Source organism: Sulfitobacter sp. PR48 (assembly GCF_028807335.1).
Taxonomy (GTDB): domain Bacteria; phylum Pseudomonadota; class Alphaproteobacteria; order Rhodobacterales; family Rhodobacteraceae; genus Sulfitobacter.
The window spans coordinates 21,190-36,444 of sequence record NZ_JARAMM010000002.1 but is presented as its reverse complement, the minus strand read 5'-3'; the positions used below and the strand labels follow the sequence as shown (position 1 = coordinate 36,444).

The 15,255-nt window shown below is 60.6% G+C and carries 15 protein-coding genes; 3 read left to right on the top strand and 12 right to left on the bottom strand.

All coding sequences use genetic code 11. The features are described from left to right. Window position 1: 1 nt before the first annotated feature. Window positions 2-1,282 (bottom strand): PP2C family protein-serine/threonine phosphatase, encoded by a 1,281-nt coding sequence (locus PVW51_RS02885; RefSeq protein ID WP_269363268.1) that lies wholly within the window; start codon window positions 1,280-1,282, stop codon window positions 2-4. A 185-nt stretch (window positions 1,283-1,467) separates the two neighbouring features. On the opposite strand from PVW51_RS02885, the gene PVW51_RS02880 reads away from it, so the two are divergent. Continuing rightward, a complete protein-coding gene (locus PVW51_RS02880; RefSeq protein WP_274573549.1) occupies window positions 1,468-1,812 on the top strand; it encodes an Hpt domain-containing protein in 345 nt (114 codons plus the stop codon). Here PVW51_RS02880 and PVW51_RS02875 read toward each other — a convergent pair. Together PVW51_RS02875 and ilvA are read right to left on the bottom strand one after the other, a co-directional pair. Further along, window positions 1,797-2,609, bottom strand: a complete 813-nt coding sequence (locus PVW51_RS02875; protein WP_274573548.1) for an SDR family oxidoreductase — start codon at window positions 2,607-2,609, stop codon at window positions 1,797-1,799. The genes PVW51_RS02880 and PVW51_RS02875 overlap by 16 nt on opposite strands. An 11-nt stretch (window positions 2,610-2,620) precedes the next feature. After that, complete coding sequence (ilvA, locus tag PVW51_RS02870; protein WP_274573547.1) at window positions 2,621-3,853, bottom strand: threonine ammonia-lyase IlvA; 1,233 nt, start codon at window positions 3,851-3,853, stop codon at window positions 2,621-2,623. 128 nt (window positions 3,854-3,981) lie between these two features. Between ilvA and PVW51_RS02865 the strand changes: the two genes are divergently transcribed. Next, window positions 3,982-5,202: an argininosuccinate synthase gene (locus PVW51_RS02865; RefSeq protein ID WP_274573546.1), complete on the top strand. Its 1,221-nt coding sequence runs from the start codon at window positions 3,982-3,984 to the stop codon at window positions 5,200-5,202. Between the two features lie 106 nt (window positions 5,203-5,308). Here the strand turns inward: PVW51_RS02865 and PVW51_RS02860 are convergent, their stop codons facing one another. The 9 genes from PVW51_RS02860 to PVW51_RS02820 all read right to left on the bottom strand — a co-directional run bounded on the left by PVW51_RS02860 (window position 5,309) and on the right by PVW51_RS02820 (window position 14,352). Next, on the bottom strand, window positions 5,309-5,722 hold the full coding sequence (locus PVW51_RS02860; protein WP_274573545.1) for a DUF7282 domain-containing protein: 414 nt from the start codon (window positions 5,720-5,722) through the stop codon (window positions 5,309-5,311). A gap of 70 nt (window positions 5,723-5,792) precedes the next feature. After that, a complete protein-coding gene (locus PVW51_RS02855; protein WP_269363260.1) occupies window positions 5,793-6,488 on the bottom strand; it encodes an HAD family hydrolase in 696 nt (231 codons plus the stop codon). A gap of 14 nt (window positions 6,489-6,502) precedes the next feature. Next, window positions 6,503-7,621, bottom strand: coding sequence for an aminotransferase class V-fold PLP-dependent enzyme (locus PVW51_RS02850; protein WP_274573544.1), 1,119 nt, complete (start codon window positions 7,619-7,621; stop codon window positions 6,503-6,505). A 40-nt stretch (window positions 7,622-7,661) separates the two neighbouring features. After that, window positions 7,662-8,456 (bottom strand): ATP-binding cassette domain-containing protein, encoded by a 795-nt coding sequence (locus PVW51_RS02845; RefSeq protein WP_269363256.1) that lies wholly within the window; start codon window positions 8,454-8,456, stop codon window positions 7,662-7,664. Beyond that, window positions 8,453-9,322: an ABC transporter ATP-binding protein gene (locus PVW51_RS02840; protein WP_114274009.1), complete on the bottom strand. Its 870-nt coding sequence runs from the start codon at window positions 9,320-9,322 to the stop codon at window positions 8,453-8,455. Before PVW51_RS02840 ends, PVW51_RS02845 begins: the two co-directional genes overlap by 4 nt. Further along, window positions 9,319-10,170, bottom strand: a complete 852-nt coding sequence (locus PVW51_RS02835; protein WP_269363252.1) for an ABC transporter permease — start codon at window positions 10,168-10,170, stop codon at window positions 9,319-9,321. Before PVW51_RS02835 ends, PVW51_RS02840 begins: the two co-directional genes overlap by 4 nt. Continuing rightward, window positions 10,163-11,173, bottom strand: coding sequence for an ABC transporter permease (locus PVW51_RS02830; RefSeq protein WP_274573543.1), 1,011 nt, complete (start codon window positions 11,171-11,173; stop codon window positions 10,163-10,165). The genes PVW51_RS02835 and PVW51_RS02830 overlap by 8 nt, the downstream gene beginning before the upstream one ends. 58 nt (window positions 11,174-11,231) lie before the next feature. Beyond that, window positions 11,232-12,758 (bottom strand): ABC transporter substrate-binding protein, encoded by a 1,527-nt coding sequence (locus tag PVW51_RS02825; RefSeq protein WP_274573541.1) that lies wholly within the window; start codon window positions 12,756-12,758, stop codon window positions 11,232-11,234. Between the two features lie 25 nt (window positions 12,759-12,783). Continuing rightward, window positions 12,784-14,352, bottom strand: a complete 1,569-nt coding sequence (locus tag PVW51_RS02820) for a phytoene desaturase family protein (RefSeq protein WP_274573540.1) — start codon at window positions 14,350-14,352, stop codon at window positions 12,784-12,786. A gap of 110 nt (window positions 14,353-14,462) precedes the next feature. Between PVW51_RS02820 and PVW51_RS02815 the strand changes: the two genes are divergently transcribed. After that, window positions 14,463-15,254 (top strand): cyclase family protein, encoded by a 792-nt coding sequence (locus PVW51_RS02815; RefSeq protein WP_269363244.1) that lies wholly within the window; start codon window positions 14,463-14,465, stop codon window positions 15,252-15,254. Window position 15,255 lies beyond the last annotated feature (1 nt).

The window sequence follows — 15,255 nt, the reverse complement described above, 5'->3', positions numbered from 1 at the left end:
CCTATGGCGGTGCATCGCCATTGAACTGGAACATGATGCCGGACAGGTCGTCAGAAAAATCAATCGCGCCTGCAAATTCGGACAATTTCCATAAAAGCCCCGACAAAAACGCCTCATCATGCATGTCGCCAAGGCTGGTTACGATCTCCTCCAGCCCGGCTTCTCCCAGCATCTGGCCGGTCTGGTCCGGGCATTCCGTAAATCCGTCCGACAGGATCAGCAGCCGGTCCCCCGGGTGCATCTGAACCTCGAATTGCTGAAATGATACGCCGCTGATCAGCCCGACCGGGAAACCACCGGTGCCGAATTGTTCGATATCCCCGTTCCGGCGGCGAATGACGGGGTGCGGGTGCCCGGCCTGTGCAATCTGGACCAACCCGCTGTCCAGATCGACGATGGCCAGCATCAGCGTAAAGTAATGCTCCGTCTCCATCTCGTTCAGCACCAGTTCGTTGATTGCCTGAATCGCCTGGGCCGGCGGCCGGGCAACAAAGCTGTCCTCACCATCCGGGATCAAGGCCACGTTCTGACCCGGAGACGACGCGGAAAGGTAACCGGCCAGGCGCGCGGTCATCAGGGCAGAGCTGATGCCGTGACCGGACACATCGATCCCGAACAGGCCCAGTTTTCGCGGCCCGGCTTCGAAAAAGCCGACCAGATCGCCGCCAACATGCCCGCTGGACCGCAGCAACAAGGACAGGGTGCCGCCCCGAAAGACCCTGTGCCGTTCGGGCAAAAGCGATTGCTGCAGCTTCTTGGCTTCCAGCAGGTCCTTGTCGAGCGAATCATAGAGGCCCTGAAGCTCGGCCAGGGTGTCGCGGATCATCTGGTTGCTGCGGCACAGCTGCCGCTGCGTGTTGATAATGCGTTCGCCCGCCGTGATGCGCGCCCGCAGCTCGGCATTGTCCACGGGTTTGGACAAGAAATCATCCGCGCCGGAGTGCAAGCCCACCGCCACTTCCTCCTTCTCCTTTTTGGAGGTCAGCAGAATGAAATAGGCAAACTGTTCGCCGGGCAGATCCCGCAGGGCGCGACAAAACTCCAGCCCGGTCATGCCCGGCATCATCCAATCGCTCAGGATCAGATCCGGAAGGTTGTCGGCGCAAAGCTGCAACGCTTCCTTACCCGAGGCGGCCTCGATCACCTCGTACCCCCATTTCACCAATGAACCGGTCAGAAGACGCCGCTGAAGACGGCTGTCATCGACAACAAGGATCCGGGTCTTTGCAACCGGGTTGTCGGCCAGCGTTTCGGGATGTCTGGCCGCGCTGAAATTCCGCATTTTCTGATCGGTTCTCCGCTTCTGTTACGTTCTCTGGTCCGGAATGCCCACCATTGGACCAAACAGGTTAAGAGCTCTTAAAAGGTAAAATCCGTGTCAAAGGGCCCCGGTCTGCAAAGACATTGTTAATCTCTGAACTTCATGCTGCCCGGGCCGGAGGAACAGGTGCATGATTGACTGGGAAAATGATTGACTGGGATCAGGTCGCAAGGCTGCGCGACGAAGTCGGGGCAGAAGATTTTGACGACATCGTCGCTCTTTTCATCGAGGAGGTTGAAGAAGTGACGGCGCGGCTGGCCAAGGGGCAGTCGCCCCTGTCCGTGGAGGAAGACCTTCATCTCCTCAAGGGCAGCGCGCTGAACCTGGGCTTCACCAGGTTCTCCGACCTCTGTCAGACTGGTGAGACTCTGGCCGCGCAGGGTGGCACCAGCCAGGTCGATCTTCATCCGATCCTGTCAGCCTACGCAATGTCCAAGGCGGCTTTCCTGCAGGCCTTGCCCACGGCCTTTGACAGTCAGACCAGTTTGTAAAATTCCTGGACCCTGATTTCACCAAAGGTGTCCAGCGCCTTTACCCGCAGCGCCTGCATCCCGGCAATCCAGCGATCATGATCCTTTGCCCGATGCACCGCAAAGCCCTGTACGGCCGGATGCGACAGGATCAGAAACCGGTTCTCCTCCACGCCCGCAACCACTGCCTGCGCCACGTCATCGGCGGTCAGCAGCGATGCATCCGGATCCGCGTCAGCATCGCTCATCCCCAACAGGGGTGTCGCGACATATTGCGGGCAGACCACCGACGCCCCGATGCCATCCGCCCCATGGGTAATCGCAAGGGATTCCGCAAAGCTGACGGCCGCGTGTTTGGTCGCGGAATAAGCCGCATCGCCAATCTGGTTCAGCAGCCCCGCCGCCGAGGCCACGTTGACAAGGTGGCCGCTGCCCCGCGCAATCATCTCGGGCAGCAGCGCGCGGGCGGCATAGACATGCGCCATCACATGCACGTTCCAGTTCAACATCCAGTCCGCATTCGGCTGTGAGGCCGCATGAGAGGGGTCACCCCGCCCAAGCCCCGCGTTAGAGACATAGATGTCCACCGGGCCATGCGCCGCCCTGGCGGTTTCGATCAGGTTTTGTATCGCCGCCTCATCCGTGACATCGCAGGCAACCGCAATGCCGCCGATCTCCTCTGCGACCTGCCGCGCCTTGTCACCATCAATGTCGGAAACGCAGACCCGCGCGCCCCTGGCCGCTGCCGCACGTGCAATCGCGGCACCAATGCCGCCGCCTGCGCCGGTGATGACAACCGAACTTCCCTTGAACTGCATCTGCTCTCCCCTCAGATCACGAATTGCGCCAGTGTTTCATCATTGGTGATGTCGGTATAGGTGAAACCGGCCTCGTCGATCCGCCGGAACATGGCCGGGAAATTCTCCGGCGCATCCGTCTCTATCCCGATCAGAACAGAGCCGAAGTTGCGCGCCGATTTCTTCATGTACTCGAACCGGGTGATGTTGTCGGCTGGACCAAGCCGGTCCAGAAAATCGCGCAGCGCGCCGGGACGCTGCGGCAGGCGCAGGATAAAGTACTTCTTCAACCCCGCATAACGCTGCGCGCGCTCCTTGACCTCCGGCAGGCGCTCAAAATCGAAATTGCCGCCGGATGCGATACAGACAACCGTCTTTCCCTTGATCGCCTCTGCCACATCGCCCAGCGCCTCGATCGCCATGGCTCCCGCAGGTTCCAGCACGATCCCCTCAACATTCAGCATTTCAATGATGGTCTGGCAGATGCGGTCCTCCGGCAGGTCGATCACGTCTTCCGGCGACACATCCGCCAGACGCGCAAAGGTGCGCGCGCCGATCCGCGCAACCGCAGCACCGTCCACGAAGGAATTGATCGGCGACACATCCACCGGCTTGCCCTCCGCCAGGGCGGCGGCAAGGCTTTTCGCGCCGGAAGGTTCGACAAAGGTATAGGCACAATCTGTCCCGAAATAGCTGCGCGTACCGGCAGACAACCCGCCGCCACCAACCGGCAGGATGATGTGATCCGGCACGCGGCCCAGTTCCTGTTCGATCTCGACCGCGACCGATGCCTGCCCCTCGATCACGTCCTCATCGTCAAAGGGAGACAGGAAATGTGCCCCCTCCCGCGCACAGAACTCCTGTGCGGCCGTCAGCGTCTTGTCGAAATAATCTCCGACGAGCTTTACCTCCACCGCGCTGCCGCCGAACATTCGCGTCTTCAGGATCTTTTGCTCGGGCGTGGTCACCGGCATGAAGATGACGCCGCGCACATTGAAATGACGGCACATGAACGCAACGCCCTGGGCATGATTGCCCGCCGAGGCGCAGACAAAAAGCTGCTGATCGGGAATGACCTTTCGCATGGCGTTGAAGGCCCCGCGCAGTTTGTAGGACCGGACCGGGCTCAGGTCTTCGCGTTTGAGCCAGATGTCCGCCCCGAACCGCTCCGACAACAGCTCATTGCGCAAAAGCGGCGTGGCGGGAAATACCTGCCGCATCCTGGCCGTCGCCAATGTGGCCATCGCCTGAAAATTCTCTGTCATGCCACCTGTCTCCGGCTTGCGTTCAAACTCGATAGGCGCGCGGGCGGCACAGGTCAACGTGGCAAGCTGATCTTGCCCGTGACCGCAAAACCGGATACCCCGCGATCCAAGTCAGAAAGGAACCATCCATGTCCGCGCCCAAGAAAGTCGTGCTCGCCTACTCCGGCGGCCTAGATACCTCGATCATCCTGAAGTGGCTGCAAACCGAATACGACTGCGAGGTCGTGACCTTTACCGCTGACCTCGGTCAGGGAGAGGAACTGGAACCGGCCCGGAAGAAAGCCGAGATGATGGGCGCTTCCGAGATCTACGTCGAAGACGTGCGCGAGGAATTCGTGCGCGATTTCGTCTTCCCGATGTTCCGCGCCAATGCCGTATACGAGGGGCTCTACCTGCTCGGCACCTCCATCGCCCGCCCGCTGATCTCCAAGCGTCTGGTGGAAATTGCCGCCGAGACAGGGGCCGATGCCGTGGCACATGGTGCAACCGGCAAGGGCAATGACCAGGTACGGTTCGAGCTGGCCGCCTATGCGCTGAACCCGGACATCAAGGTGATCGCCCCCTGGCGCGAATGGGATCTTTCCAGCCGGACAAAACTGCTGGAGTTTGCCGAAAAGCACCAGATCCCCGTCGCCAAGGACAAACGCGGAGAGGCCCCCTTCAGCGTGGATGCCAACCTGCTGCACACCTCCTCCGAGGGCAAGGTGCTGGAAGACCCGGCCATTGACGCGCCCGACTATGTCTATCAGCGCACTGTCGATCCGGAAAAGGCACCGGATCAGCCCGAATATGTCGAAATCGGATTTGAACGCGGCGATGCGGTCAGCATCAATGGCGAGGCGATGTCGCCTGCCACCATCCTGACCAGGCTCAATGAACTGGGCGGCAAACACGGTTGCGGGCGGCTCGACCTGGTCGAGGGGCGTTTTGTCGGGATGAAATCCCGTGGGATCTATGAAACCCCCGGCGGCACCCTGCTGCTTGAGGCACATCGCGGCATCGAATCCATCACGCTCGACCGGGGTGCCATGCACCTCAAGGACGAGTTGATGCCGCGCTATGCCGAACTGATCTACAACGGTTTCTGGTTCAGCCCCGAACGCACCATGCTGCAGGCCGCCATTGACGCCAGCCAGACCCATGTCACCGGCACCGTGCGCCTGAAACTCTACAAGGGTCACGTCCGGACCGTGGGCCGCTGGTCCGATCACTCGCTCTATTCAGAGGCGCATGTGACTTTCGAGGATGATGCCGGCGCCTATGACCAGAAAGATGCGGCAGGTTTCATCCAGCTCAATGCGCTGCGCCTGAAACTGCTGGCCGCCCGCGACAAGCGCATGAAGGGCTAAGGCCCCGACGCCAACACAAAAAAGGGCCCGGATCGCAATATCCGGGCCCTTTTGGTGAAAATACGCTTCAAGTTACCAAAACCGGAAACTCGTTAGGCGGCTGGTATCACTTGGCCTTGACGACCGTCATCACGAGGTTGCCATCCGGCTTGATCGGGCCGTCTTCCTTGGCGCCGAGCGTATATTCGAATACGCCGGCTTTCATGCCACCCGCTTCGGAGTGAACCATCAGCATCAGCATGTCGCCCGATGCAACGTCTTCCTGAAGGATCGCGGCGACATCCATGTTCTCGCCACCGCGCAGGGGGGCGTAACCTACCACAGGGCCCGGCTTCATATCGGCATCGGTGCGGTGCACCACCAGCCAGCCGTTTTCGCCCGCGACGACCTTGTCCGCGCTGACAACGCCATTCGACACATCCTGATCAGATGCCTCGACCATCGGCGTGGCATGCGCTGCGGCAAAAGCCACACCTGCTGTCAGGGTCAGTGCGGCAATCGAACTCGTTACATATTTCATCTCTGTCTCCCTCTTGATGTATGCCGCAGCCACGGAACGGGAGACGCAGAAGTTTCACGAAAACCGGATTCTATTTTCCGAGCCGCTGATTCCACAGTTTTTCGTAATGTGGCATCGCCCTTTCAGCCAGGGCGGCCTGTTCGGCGTCGAGCCTGGGCAAAGGCCCTTCTGCCCCGGCAAACCCCGTGCTCTGATGCACCGCGCCGTACCAATGGCTGGCCCAGATTCCATCTTCCGCCCTTGGCCCTGCCGGCCATTTCAACATCGCGGGATCAAACGGCAGATCAATAGCGGTACAAAGACCGCGCAGCGCCTTCTCGGGGTCGGCACGAACATCGGTACTGTCGATCACAAGCCCGCCGATCCTGTCATACAGACGCGCCTGCTGGACAAATCCGATGTCTTCCAGCGTCGGCGCCTCGCGTTTGGCCGCATAGCTGGCAATCACCCGCGCGGGATGGCGCAGCAGGTGGACATGCACACATCCCTCGGCCCAGTCCATCGGCATGCCCGGCAACATGTGATGCGGCATATGCTTCATGTAAAGATGCGGTGAACCGCCCCGGGAACAGGCCGCCGAAACCTTTTCAGGGTCGGTTTCGTGGTGGGTGATGATGTCGTCCCGCATCGGATGGTCCAATTCGGACTGCACCAGATAGGCCGCGTAAAAGGGCTCGTCCATGACGGTGAAATCGGCTCTTGCGCCAAAACTGTACATCATCGCCGTGCTCAGATTGCGCGGCCCGGACCACATCGCGATGCGCATGGCAAATCCCTGTCTCAGATCAACGCTGCAAGCCCTTCGAACAGGCGCTGGACATGCGTTTCATCAGTCACTGTACCGGGTGAAATGCGCAAAATCCGCCCCCTTGCGTCAACATGGACAGACCTGGCGCGCAACCCGTCTACAATGGCGACAGGATCACTTTCACCGGGCAATTGCAACATCACCGATCCGCCCCGGCGGTCCTCGTTTTCCGGGCAGGCAAGGGGCAGACCCGCTTCTTCGGCGCATGCGATCACCTGCCGCGTCAGGCTGCGGTTATGATCCAGCAAACCGGTTTGCCCCGACTGCCATTTCAGCGCGGGCACCGAGCCGACACAGGCCATGACAGAGGGCGTGCCATGTTCGAACCGCCGCGCATCGGGTGCATATTCGAACCCGTCCAGATCCCAGGAGAACGGGTTGTCCTGCGAGAACCAGCCCCGCAATTCCGGCTGGCACCGCTCGATCAGATCGCTGCGCATCTGGATGATGCCGGCACCCGGGGTGCCACAGAGCCATTTGAGGGAGGTCGAAACCACAAAATCCACAGGGGTTTCGGCCAGCGAAAAGGGCAAGATGCCAATGCCTTGCGTCAGATCGACCCCGACAATGGACCCCATGCGCGCGCCATGGGCGCTGAGCGCCTCAAGATCGCAACGATGCGATGCCGTAGAGGTGACGAATGTCAGCAGCGCCAGCCCGACGTCGGGCCCCCAGGATGCCATCAAGTCTTCGTCCCGGACCCAGAATTCGCCTTGCCGCAGCGGTACGGTCTCAAGCGTGTATCCCAGCCGGTCCGCCATGCCGTTCAGCAGGAAATGCAGCGAAGGAAAGCAATCCGCCCCGACCAGCACCCGTCTGCCGCGCAAGACTTCATCGGGCAAACCACCAAGGACTGAGAACAGCCCGGTTGTCACATTCTCTGCCGAAGTCAGCGTTCCCTCCGGCGCATCGATCAGGTCGCGCCAGAGGTTCAGAAATTCGGCGCGCGCGCTCAGCACATTTGGCCATTGTGCATCGTCATGACGGCCCCAATCTTCGGCAAAACCCGTCAGTGCAGCGGCCATATCCTTGGCCTTGCCCGGATATTGTCCGATCGAATGATACAGGAAATAGGCGGGATCAGCGGTCATGTTCAGTCTCTAATAAGGATGATAGGCAGGTTCGGCGTGATTACAGCCACTTCTGGAACGGATCTGGCAAGGGGATCGCCTGCAACAACTCCTGCGTATAACGCGCCTTGGGCGCATCGAAAAGCAGTGCCGTTTCCGCCTCTTCGACGATGACACCCTGATGCAGGACAACCACCCGGTTGCACAGACGCCGGATCACGGAGAGATCATGGCTGATGAAAGCCAGCGTCAGACCCAGATCACGCACCAACTCCCCAAGCAGATTCAGGACCTGCGCCTGAGACGATACATCAAGGCCGGAAACAATTTCATCGGCGAGGATGAAGTCGGGTTGCAGTGCAATGGCCCGGGCGATGCCGACCCTCTGGCGCTGACCACCGGACAATTCATGCGGATAGCGGCGGGAAAAATGGCGCGGCAGCCCCACCATATCCAATGCTTCGGCCACGCGGCCGGGAACCCCGTCGAACCCATGCAGGTGCAGCGGCCCCGCGATGATCCCGCCCACCCGGCGGCGCGGGTTCAGCGATGACATCGGGTCCTGGAATATCATCTGGAAACGCCGCCGCAGGGGCCGCAGGGCATTTTCGCTCAGATGCGTGATGGTCTGCCCGTCAAAAACAACTTCGCCCGCAGTCGGCTCCAGCAACCGCAGCATGGCACGGCCCAGGGTCGACTTGCCGGATCCCGACCCGCCAACAATGCCCAGGACGGCCCCCTTGGGCACATCGAACGTCAGCCCTTTCAGGATCTCGATGCGCGGCGCAGGGCCTAACAAGGGCTTTCGGGTCATGTCCGGCAGGGACAGATGCAGATCCTTGATCTGATACATCATCGCGCGCGCCTCGCGTCATGCTGGGCCACTTCGGCCTCCACCCCGTCAATAACCTCCTGCGACACGGGCGTCAGGCTGCCGGTCGGATCGGTATAGGTCGGCGTTGCCGCCAGCAGCGCCGCCGAATAGGGATGGATCGGACGCATGAAGAACCGATGCATCCGCGCTTCCTCAACCACTTTTCCGGCATAAAGAACGCTGAGCGTATCACAGACTTTCGACACCACGCCGAGGTCATGTGTCACAAAAAGCAGCGCAGTCCCGTGGCGCGTCTGCATATCCGCGATCAGGCGCAGGATCTGTTTCTGCACCGTCACATCAAGTGCGGTTGTCGGTTCATCGGCAATGATCAGACGCGGTTCCGCGGCAAAGGCCGACGCAATCAGAATGCGTTGCCGCATGCCGCCTGACAGCTCATGCGGGTAATTCCGCATCACGCGCGCGGGGTCGGGGATGTGGACCTCTCCCAGCAGCTCCAGCGCGCGGTCCTGCGCATCCTGCTTCGACCAGCCCAGGATATCGACCAGACGGCGTGTGATCTGCGGCCCGATCCGTTTCGACGGGTTCAGGGCCGTCAGCGGATCCTGCGGGATCAGCGCCGCCGTGGCCCCGATGCGCCTGCGCCGTTCTGCCGGAGGCAGGGACATCAGGTCGGTACCGTCCAGCCATATCTCACCGCCCGAAACGCTCAGCGCGCGCGGCAGGGTGCCCAGCACGGCCTTGCCGATCATGGATTTGCCCGCCCCGGATTCACCGACCAGCCCATGCACCTGCCCGGCAGCGACATCCAGCGAGACCGACCGCAGGATCGGGCTGCCGTTCTTCAGCCGGACCGACAGGTTGCGGATCGACAGGAAACTTTTCATCTCAGCACCGGATCAAAGCGGTCTTTCAACCCTTCGCCCAATTGCGAGAAGCTGAGCACCGTCAGGAACAGCGCGATCAGCGGGAAGACCAGCACCCACCACGCCTGATGGACCGATGTGCGCCCCTCTGCGATCATGCCGCCCCATGTCGGGCTATCGGTCGAGATCGACAGGTTCACGAAGGACAGGATCGCCTCGACGATCACGGCGATCCCCATTTCCAGGGTCAGCAGCACGACGATGGTGGGCAGGACATTCGGCAGGATTTCCGTCAGCATGATGCCAAACCTCTTGCGCCCGGCCACCTGGGCGGAGGCGACATAGTCCATCGCGCCCTGGCTCATTGCTTCGGCGCGGATCACCCGGGCAAAGCGGGTCCAGTCGATCACGACGATGGCAATGATGATCGACCACAGCCCCGGCCCCAGGACCGCAATCAGCAGAATGGCAAAAAGCACCGGCGGAAAGGCCATCCAGATGTCCACGAAACGGCTGATGATCCGGTCCGGCCAGCCGCGGTAATATCCCGCGATCAGGCCCAGCGCCGCGCCGATGATGCAGGTCAGCGTGCCTGCGATCATTGCCACCTCCAGCGCCAGACGCGCACCGTAAAGCATGCGCGACAGCACGTCCCGGCCAAGCGAATCCGTCCCCAGCCAAAAGCCCGGCTCTGTCCCGCTTTCCCAGAATGGCGGCAACCGGCCCAGGAACAGATCCTGCATCAGCGGATCCTTGGGCGCGATCCAGGGTGCGAATACCGCCCCCAGCACCAGCAGGGTCAGCCATCCTCCGGATAGCCAAAGCCGCAGACCCACAGGTCGGCGCAGATCTCCGCGGGCGTCACGCATGGCGCAGCCTCGGGTTCAGCACGACATAAAGCATATCGACAGCAAGGTTCACGAGGGTGAACAGCATGGCAAAGAGGATCACGATGCCCTGTATCAAAGGCAGATCGCGATTGATCACGGCATCAATCGCCATGTTGCCCAGCCCCTCATAGCTGAACAGGCGCTCGATGATCACGGTGCCGCCGATCAGAAAGGTGAACTGCACCCCGACCAGCGTCAGCGTCGGCAGGATCGCATTCGGCAATGCTTCGCGGGTGATGACATGGTTCTCGCCATACCCTTTGGTTCTGGCCAGGGTCACGTAATCCAGATGCATGGTTTCCTTCAGCGATTGCTTGAGCAATTGCGAGACGATTGCAGCCAACGGGATCGCCAGGGCCAGGGCCGGCATGAACATATGCGCGGCAAGGTCGGCCATCACGTCGAAGCGCAGCCGCGCAATGGCCTCGAACAGGTAGAAGTTGGTGGTGAAATCGACATTGAGCGCGGGCGAAATGCGCCCCGATATGTGGAACACCGGCCAGAACACCCCAAACAGCAGGATCAACACGAGCCCCCAGAGGAAATCAGGGATCGAAAGCGCCATTCCGGCAGTCACGTCGACCACGCCTTCGGTCTTGCCGTCGCGGAACCGGGTGCCGATCAATGCCAGCGTCACGCCCATCAGCACCGCCATCAGCAGCGCCATGACGGACAGTTCCAGCGTGGCCGGAAGCCGGTTGAGGACAAGCTGTGAAACCGGCTGGCGAAGGGAGATGGAGGTGCCGAAATCACCCTGCAAAACACCGCTCAGCCAGATCAGGAACTGGTCAAAGATGGATTTGTCGAACCCGTATTGCGCCTGCAACCGCGCAATATCGGCTTCGGTGGCCCCGGGCGGCAGCATCATCGCGATGGGATTGCCCGGCACCACCCGGATCACGACAAAGACAATCACCGCCACGCCAAACAGCGTGATGGCGGTGGTCAGCAGCCGCAGAAAGATCGTGCGCAGGAGTGTCATGTAAACCCGGAAAAAGGGGTGGGGCCGCGCAGGCGACCCCACCAGTCAGGAAGAAGCCTCAGGCCCGGGTCATCAGATGCGGCAACAGCGCGCCCGACCGGTGCGGCGTCACCTTGACGCCCGACACGAAAAGGATCGGCTGAACATATTGCAACAGCGGGATCACCTCGGCGTTTTCGGCAATCATGCGGTCGACTGCCTTCCAGCCTTCGATACGCTTCTCCTCGTCCGCTTCAGCCCAGAGCGGGAGGATCGCGTCGAACGTTTCCTGGCCGTCCCAGACCGAATGCGGCGAGGGCCCGAACATGGCATGGCCGGTGGAGGTTGACGGGTCGCCAATCGAATTGCCCCAGTTGTAGAAAGCCGCGGGCGCAAGCGTGTCGGCGGCACGCAACTCGTAATGTTTGGCGATCTCATAGACCTCGATCTCGGCCTCGATCCCGACACGACGCCACAGCCCGACAATCGCCTGGATCATCTCGTAATCCTTGGGCTTGAACCCCTTGGTTGTCTGGATCTTGAACTTTACCGGGTTGTCGGGGCCGTAACCGCTGTCAGCCAGCAGCTTCTTTGACAGTTCCGGGTCAAAGGGAACCTTGGTGGTTTCGTCATAGGCGGTGTAATCCGGCGTCTGCAACGTGTCGATCGGAATGCCGTAACCCGACAGCAAACGGTCAATGATCAGCTTCTTGTCGATGGCATGTGCAGCCGCCTTGCGCACGTTCGGATCGGTCATCACCTCAATGTCATTCAGGAAGATCATGCCGATGTCAGAAATCGGCTCTGCCACGCCATTGATACCGTCCTTGGCCTTAAGCCGGTCGAACTCTTCATAGGGCACTTCAAGCGTCACATGGGAATTGCCGGATTCAATCTCGGCGACGCGGCTGGCCGCATCGGTCACGAACTTGATCGTCACAGACTTGAACTCCGGCGCACCGCCCCAGTAGTTTTCATTGGCCTTCAGCCGGACAAAGGCGTTGCGCTCGAATTTTTCCACCATGTAGGGGCCGGTGCCGATGGGTGCTGCCTCGAACCCTTCTGCGCCCACTTCCTCGTAATATTTCTTGGGCAGCACATAGCCGGTGAGAAAGCTCATCCACTTGAAGAAGGTCGGCTCAAATTCCTTGACGTCCGCCGTTACGCGATTGCCTTCGGCGGTGATGTTATCAACCTTGCCCCAGATGAATTGGATGGGGTTGCCGGTTTCCGGATTTGCAGCCCGTTGCAGCGACCATGCGACATCTTCGGCTGTGAAAGGATCACCGTTATGCCATGTCACACCCTCGCGCACATCCATCCACAGTTTTGTGTTGTCCTCGTTCCAGCCCCAGTCGGTGATCAGACCGGACCCGAAGGACAGGTCGGGGTTCTGGTGGATGAAAAGATCGAAAACCGATTGATAGAATCCCTGGATGGTCGGGTTGACCGCAGATGGCCCGACGGTCGGGTCCCAGCTGGGCAGGTTTACGTTATAGGCGATCACCAACTCGTCGATCTCCTGCGCAAAGCTGGGCAGACCGACGGTTGCAAAAGCGGCTGCCGCCGCTGATGTCTTGAGCAGACTTCTTCTTGAAAGTGACATTGTTCTTCCCCTGTTTTTCAATTTTTTAGTTTCCGACAAGTTTTCTGGCCAGAAGGGTGCCGGGTCCCGCTCCTGTGCCGCCACCGGGCCAGACTGCAGCGCCGGTGTGATAAAGATTTCTGATCGGCGTTGTCCCGTCGGCATAACCGCGTGCGGGACGGTTCATGAAATGCTGGTGCAGATGATGGCTGCCACAGACTTGATCGCCCCCTACGAGGTTGGGATTGTCCGCCTCGAACATATCCGGGGTAACCACGTGTTTTCCGATGATGTTTTCACGGGTGCCGGGTGCGTAACGCTCCAGGATATCCAGTGCGCGTTCCGCAAAGGGTTCTGCGGCATCCTGCCAGTTTCTGGCATCAATGGTGCCCGCTGCATCCCCCTTTATCTGGCCGGGGGCCATCCGCACCTGAAGCCAGAGAACATGCTTTCCCGCCGGTGCGCGCGATGGGTCGACAACTGTCGGCTGCCCGCAGACGATCACCGGCTCCTCCGGCAATTGCCCGGCCATGGCCTGCGCATAGGTTCGCGCCATCTGGTCCATTGAGGGCGCCAGATGCACATAGGCAAATCGTTTCAACTCAGCGGCGGGCCAGTTCGGCAAACTGTCCATGGCCAGATGGATCATCATCGTGCCCGGCGCATGCTGGAACGTCTTCATCGCGCGCTCGTGGCGGGGGTCGCCCGTGCCACCGGTCAATTTCATCAGGCCGCGCGGCGACAGATTGGCGATCACCGCCTTTTCCGCCCGGACCACCGTGCCATCGGACAGTGTAATCCCGATCGCCCGCCCGGCGACCTGTTCGATGCTGCTGACAGATGTGCCGCACTGCACCGACCCGCCGCGCGCCTCGATCATCGCGACCATGGCGCTGGTGATCGTATCGGCGCCACCCTGCCCCAGCACCATGCCAAAGGCCTGACCTGCCATCCCCTCCAGATAGGGAAAGACAGCACCGCCCGCGATGTCGGGCGCAAAGTCCAGATGCATGCCCCAGGCGGCCAAAGTCGCCTTGACGTGATCGCTCTCAAACGTCTGATCCAGCCAGGCCCGAGACGACATCGTGAGGAACCGCGCCAGATCAAGCGATCCTGCCGTGCCGCGACGCCACCATGTCTTGCCCACAAGGGTGCCCAGCGCCCGCAGGTTCATAGGGCTGCCCAACACGCCGAGGATCGCCTCTGCGTCGGCGGGAAAACTTTCGGTCAGCTGAGTCCATGCCGCCGCATCCGTATCGGAAAACCCGCGTATCCTTGCGGTCGTGAGTGCCGCGTCGCTCGATACGCCAAGCCACTTTCCATCGGGAAACAGACTGGCAAACGGATTGACTGTGGGTGCAAAGGCCAGCCCGTGCTGCGCCAGTTCCGCGCCGTGTTGCTGGTGAAAGGCCGAGCCGGCGAATAGCGACAGGTTCATCGCCGCCCAATCGTGACGGAAGCCCGGCAAGGTATATTCGCCGGTTTTCACCGCACCCCCCGGTTTGGCGTTCTGTTCGTAGATGGCAACCTTCCAGCCGCGCGACACAAGATGACACGCACAGGCAAGACTATTGTGTCCTGCGCCGATGATAATAGCGTCGGGATTCTGCGTCATGCGCTCAAGGCTCCTTGCATAAGATAATTGCAAACGCATGTAATTTTGTCTAGCATTGATTCATCTACTATAGCGTGAAGCCAAGCACGCAGATCCAGGGAGACGATCAAATGAACGCGACGGATGTTGTAAGCAATCTGGGGGCAATGCTGGCCTCCGGCGGTGTTGAGGTGGTTGATTGCACGGGTGTTCTCGGGCCGAATACCCCGATCCTGCAATTGCCGCCGGATTTTGCCAAGAACACGCCGAAAGTCGAAATTCACAAGATTTCCGAATATGACAGCGACGGCCCGTTCTTTGCATGGAACTGGATGGTTCTGGGCGAGCATACGGGCACCCATTTCGACGCGCCGCACCACTGGATCACCGGCAAGGACCACGCCGACGGATATACCGACAAGCTGGATGTGCAGCGCCTGATCGCACCGGTCAACGTGATCGACTGTTCCAGGGAAGCGGCAGAGAACGAAGACTTCCTCCTGACCGCCGACCACATCAAGGCCTGGGAAAAGGAACACGGAGAGATCAAGGCAGGCGAATGGGTGGTGATGCGCACCGATTGGGATTCGCGCGCCGATGACGAAGCCCGCTTTCTCAACGCGGACGACACCGGGCCGCACAGCCCCGGACCAACACCCGAAGCCATCGAATACCTGCTTGGCAAGAAGATCGTCGGATGGGGCACGCAATGCATCGGCACCGACGCCGGTCAGGCCGGCGGGATGGAACCGCCCTTCCCTGCCCACAACCTGTTGCACCGTGACAATTGCTTTGGCCTCGCATCCCTGGCCAATCTGTCCAAGCTGCCGGCCAAGGGTGCCGTGCTGATCGCTGCCCCGCTCAAGATCGAGAACGGCACAGGCAGCCCCATTCGCGCGCTGGCACTTGTACCCAAGGGTTAAA

Excerpts from the sequence above, each read along its gene's own strand:
- PVW51_RS02885 (WP_269363268.1), bottom strand. The coding sequence starts at position 1,282 with ATGCGGAATTTCAGCGCGGCCAGACATCCCGAAACGCTGGCCGACAAC.
- PVW51_RS02880 (WP_274573549.1), top strand. The coding sequence starts at position 1,468 with ATGATTGACTGGGATCAGGTCGCAAGGCTGCGCGACGAAGTCGGGGCA.
- PVW51_RS02875 (WP_274573548.1), bottom strand. The coding sequence starts at position 2,609 with ATGCAGTTCAAGGGAAGTTCGGTTGTCATCACCGGCGCAGGCGGCGGC.
- ilvA (WP_274573547.1), bottom strand. The coding sequence starts at position 3,853 with ATGACAGAGAATTTTCAGGCGATGGCCACATTGGCGACGGCCAGGATG.
- PVW51_RS02865 (WP_274573546.1), top strand. The coding sequence starts at position 3,982 with ATGTCCGCGCCCAAGAAAGTCGTGCTCGCCTACTCCGGCGGCCTAGAT.
- PVW51_RS02860 (WP_274573545.1), bottom strand. The coding sequence starts at position 5,722 with ATGAAATATGTAACGAGTTCGATTGCCGCACTGACCCTGACAGCAGGT.
- PVW51_RS02855 (WP_269363260.1), bottom strand. The coding sequence starts at position 6,488 with ATGCGCATCGCGATGTGGTCCGGGCCGCGCAATCTGAGCACGGCGATG.
- PVW51_RS02850 (WP_274573544.1), bottom strand. The coding sequence starts at position 7,621 with ATGACCGCTGATCCCGCCTATTTCCTGTATCATTCGATCGGACAATAT.
- PVW51_RS02845 (WP_269363256.1), bottom strand. The coding sequence starts at position 8,456 with ATGATGTATCAGATCAAGGATCTGCATCTGTCCCTGCCGGACATGACC.
- PVW51_RS02840 (WP_114274009.1), bottom strand. The coding sequence starts at position 9,322 with ATGAAAAGTTTCCTGTCGATCCGCAACCTGTCGGTCCGGCTGAAGAAC.
- PVW51_RS02835 (WP_269363252.1), bottom strand. The coding sequence starts at position 10,170 with ATGCGTGACGCCCGCGGAGATCTGCGCCGACCTGTGGGTCTGCGGCTT.
- PVW51_RS02830 (WP_274573543.1), bottom strand. The coding sequence starts at position 11,173 with ATGACACTCCTGCGCACGATCTTTCTGCGGCTGCTGACCACCGCCATC.
- PVW51_RS02825 (WP_274573541.1), bottom strand. The coding sequence starts at position 12,758 with ATGTCACTTTCAAGAAGAAGTCTGCTCAAGACATCAGCGGCGGCAGCC.
- PVW51_RS02820 (WP_274573540.1), bottom strand. The coding sequence starts at position 14,352 with ATGACGCAGAATCCCGACGCTATTATCATCGGCGCAGGACACAATAGT.
- PVW51_RS02815 (WP_269363244.1), top strand. The coding sequence starts at position 14,463 with ATGAACGCGACGGATGTTGTAAGCAATCTGGGGGCAATGCTGGCCTCC.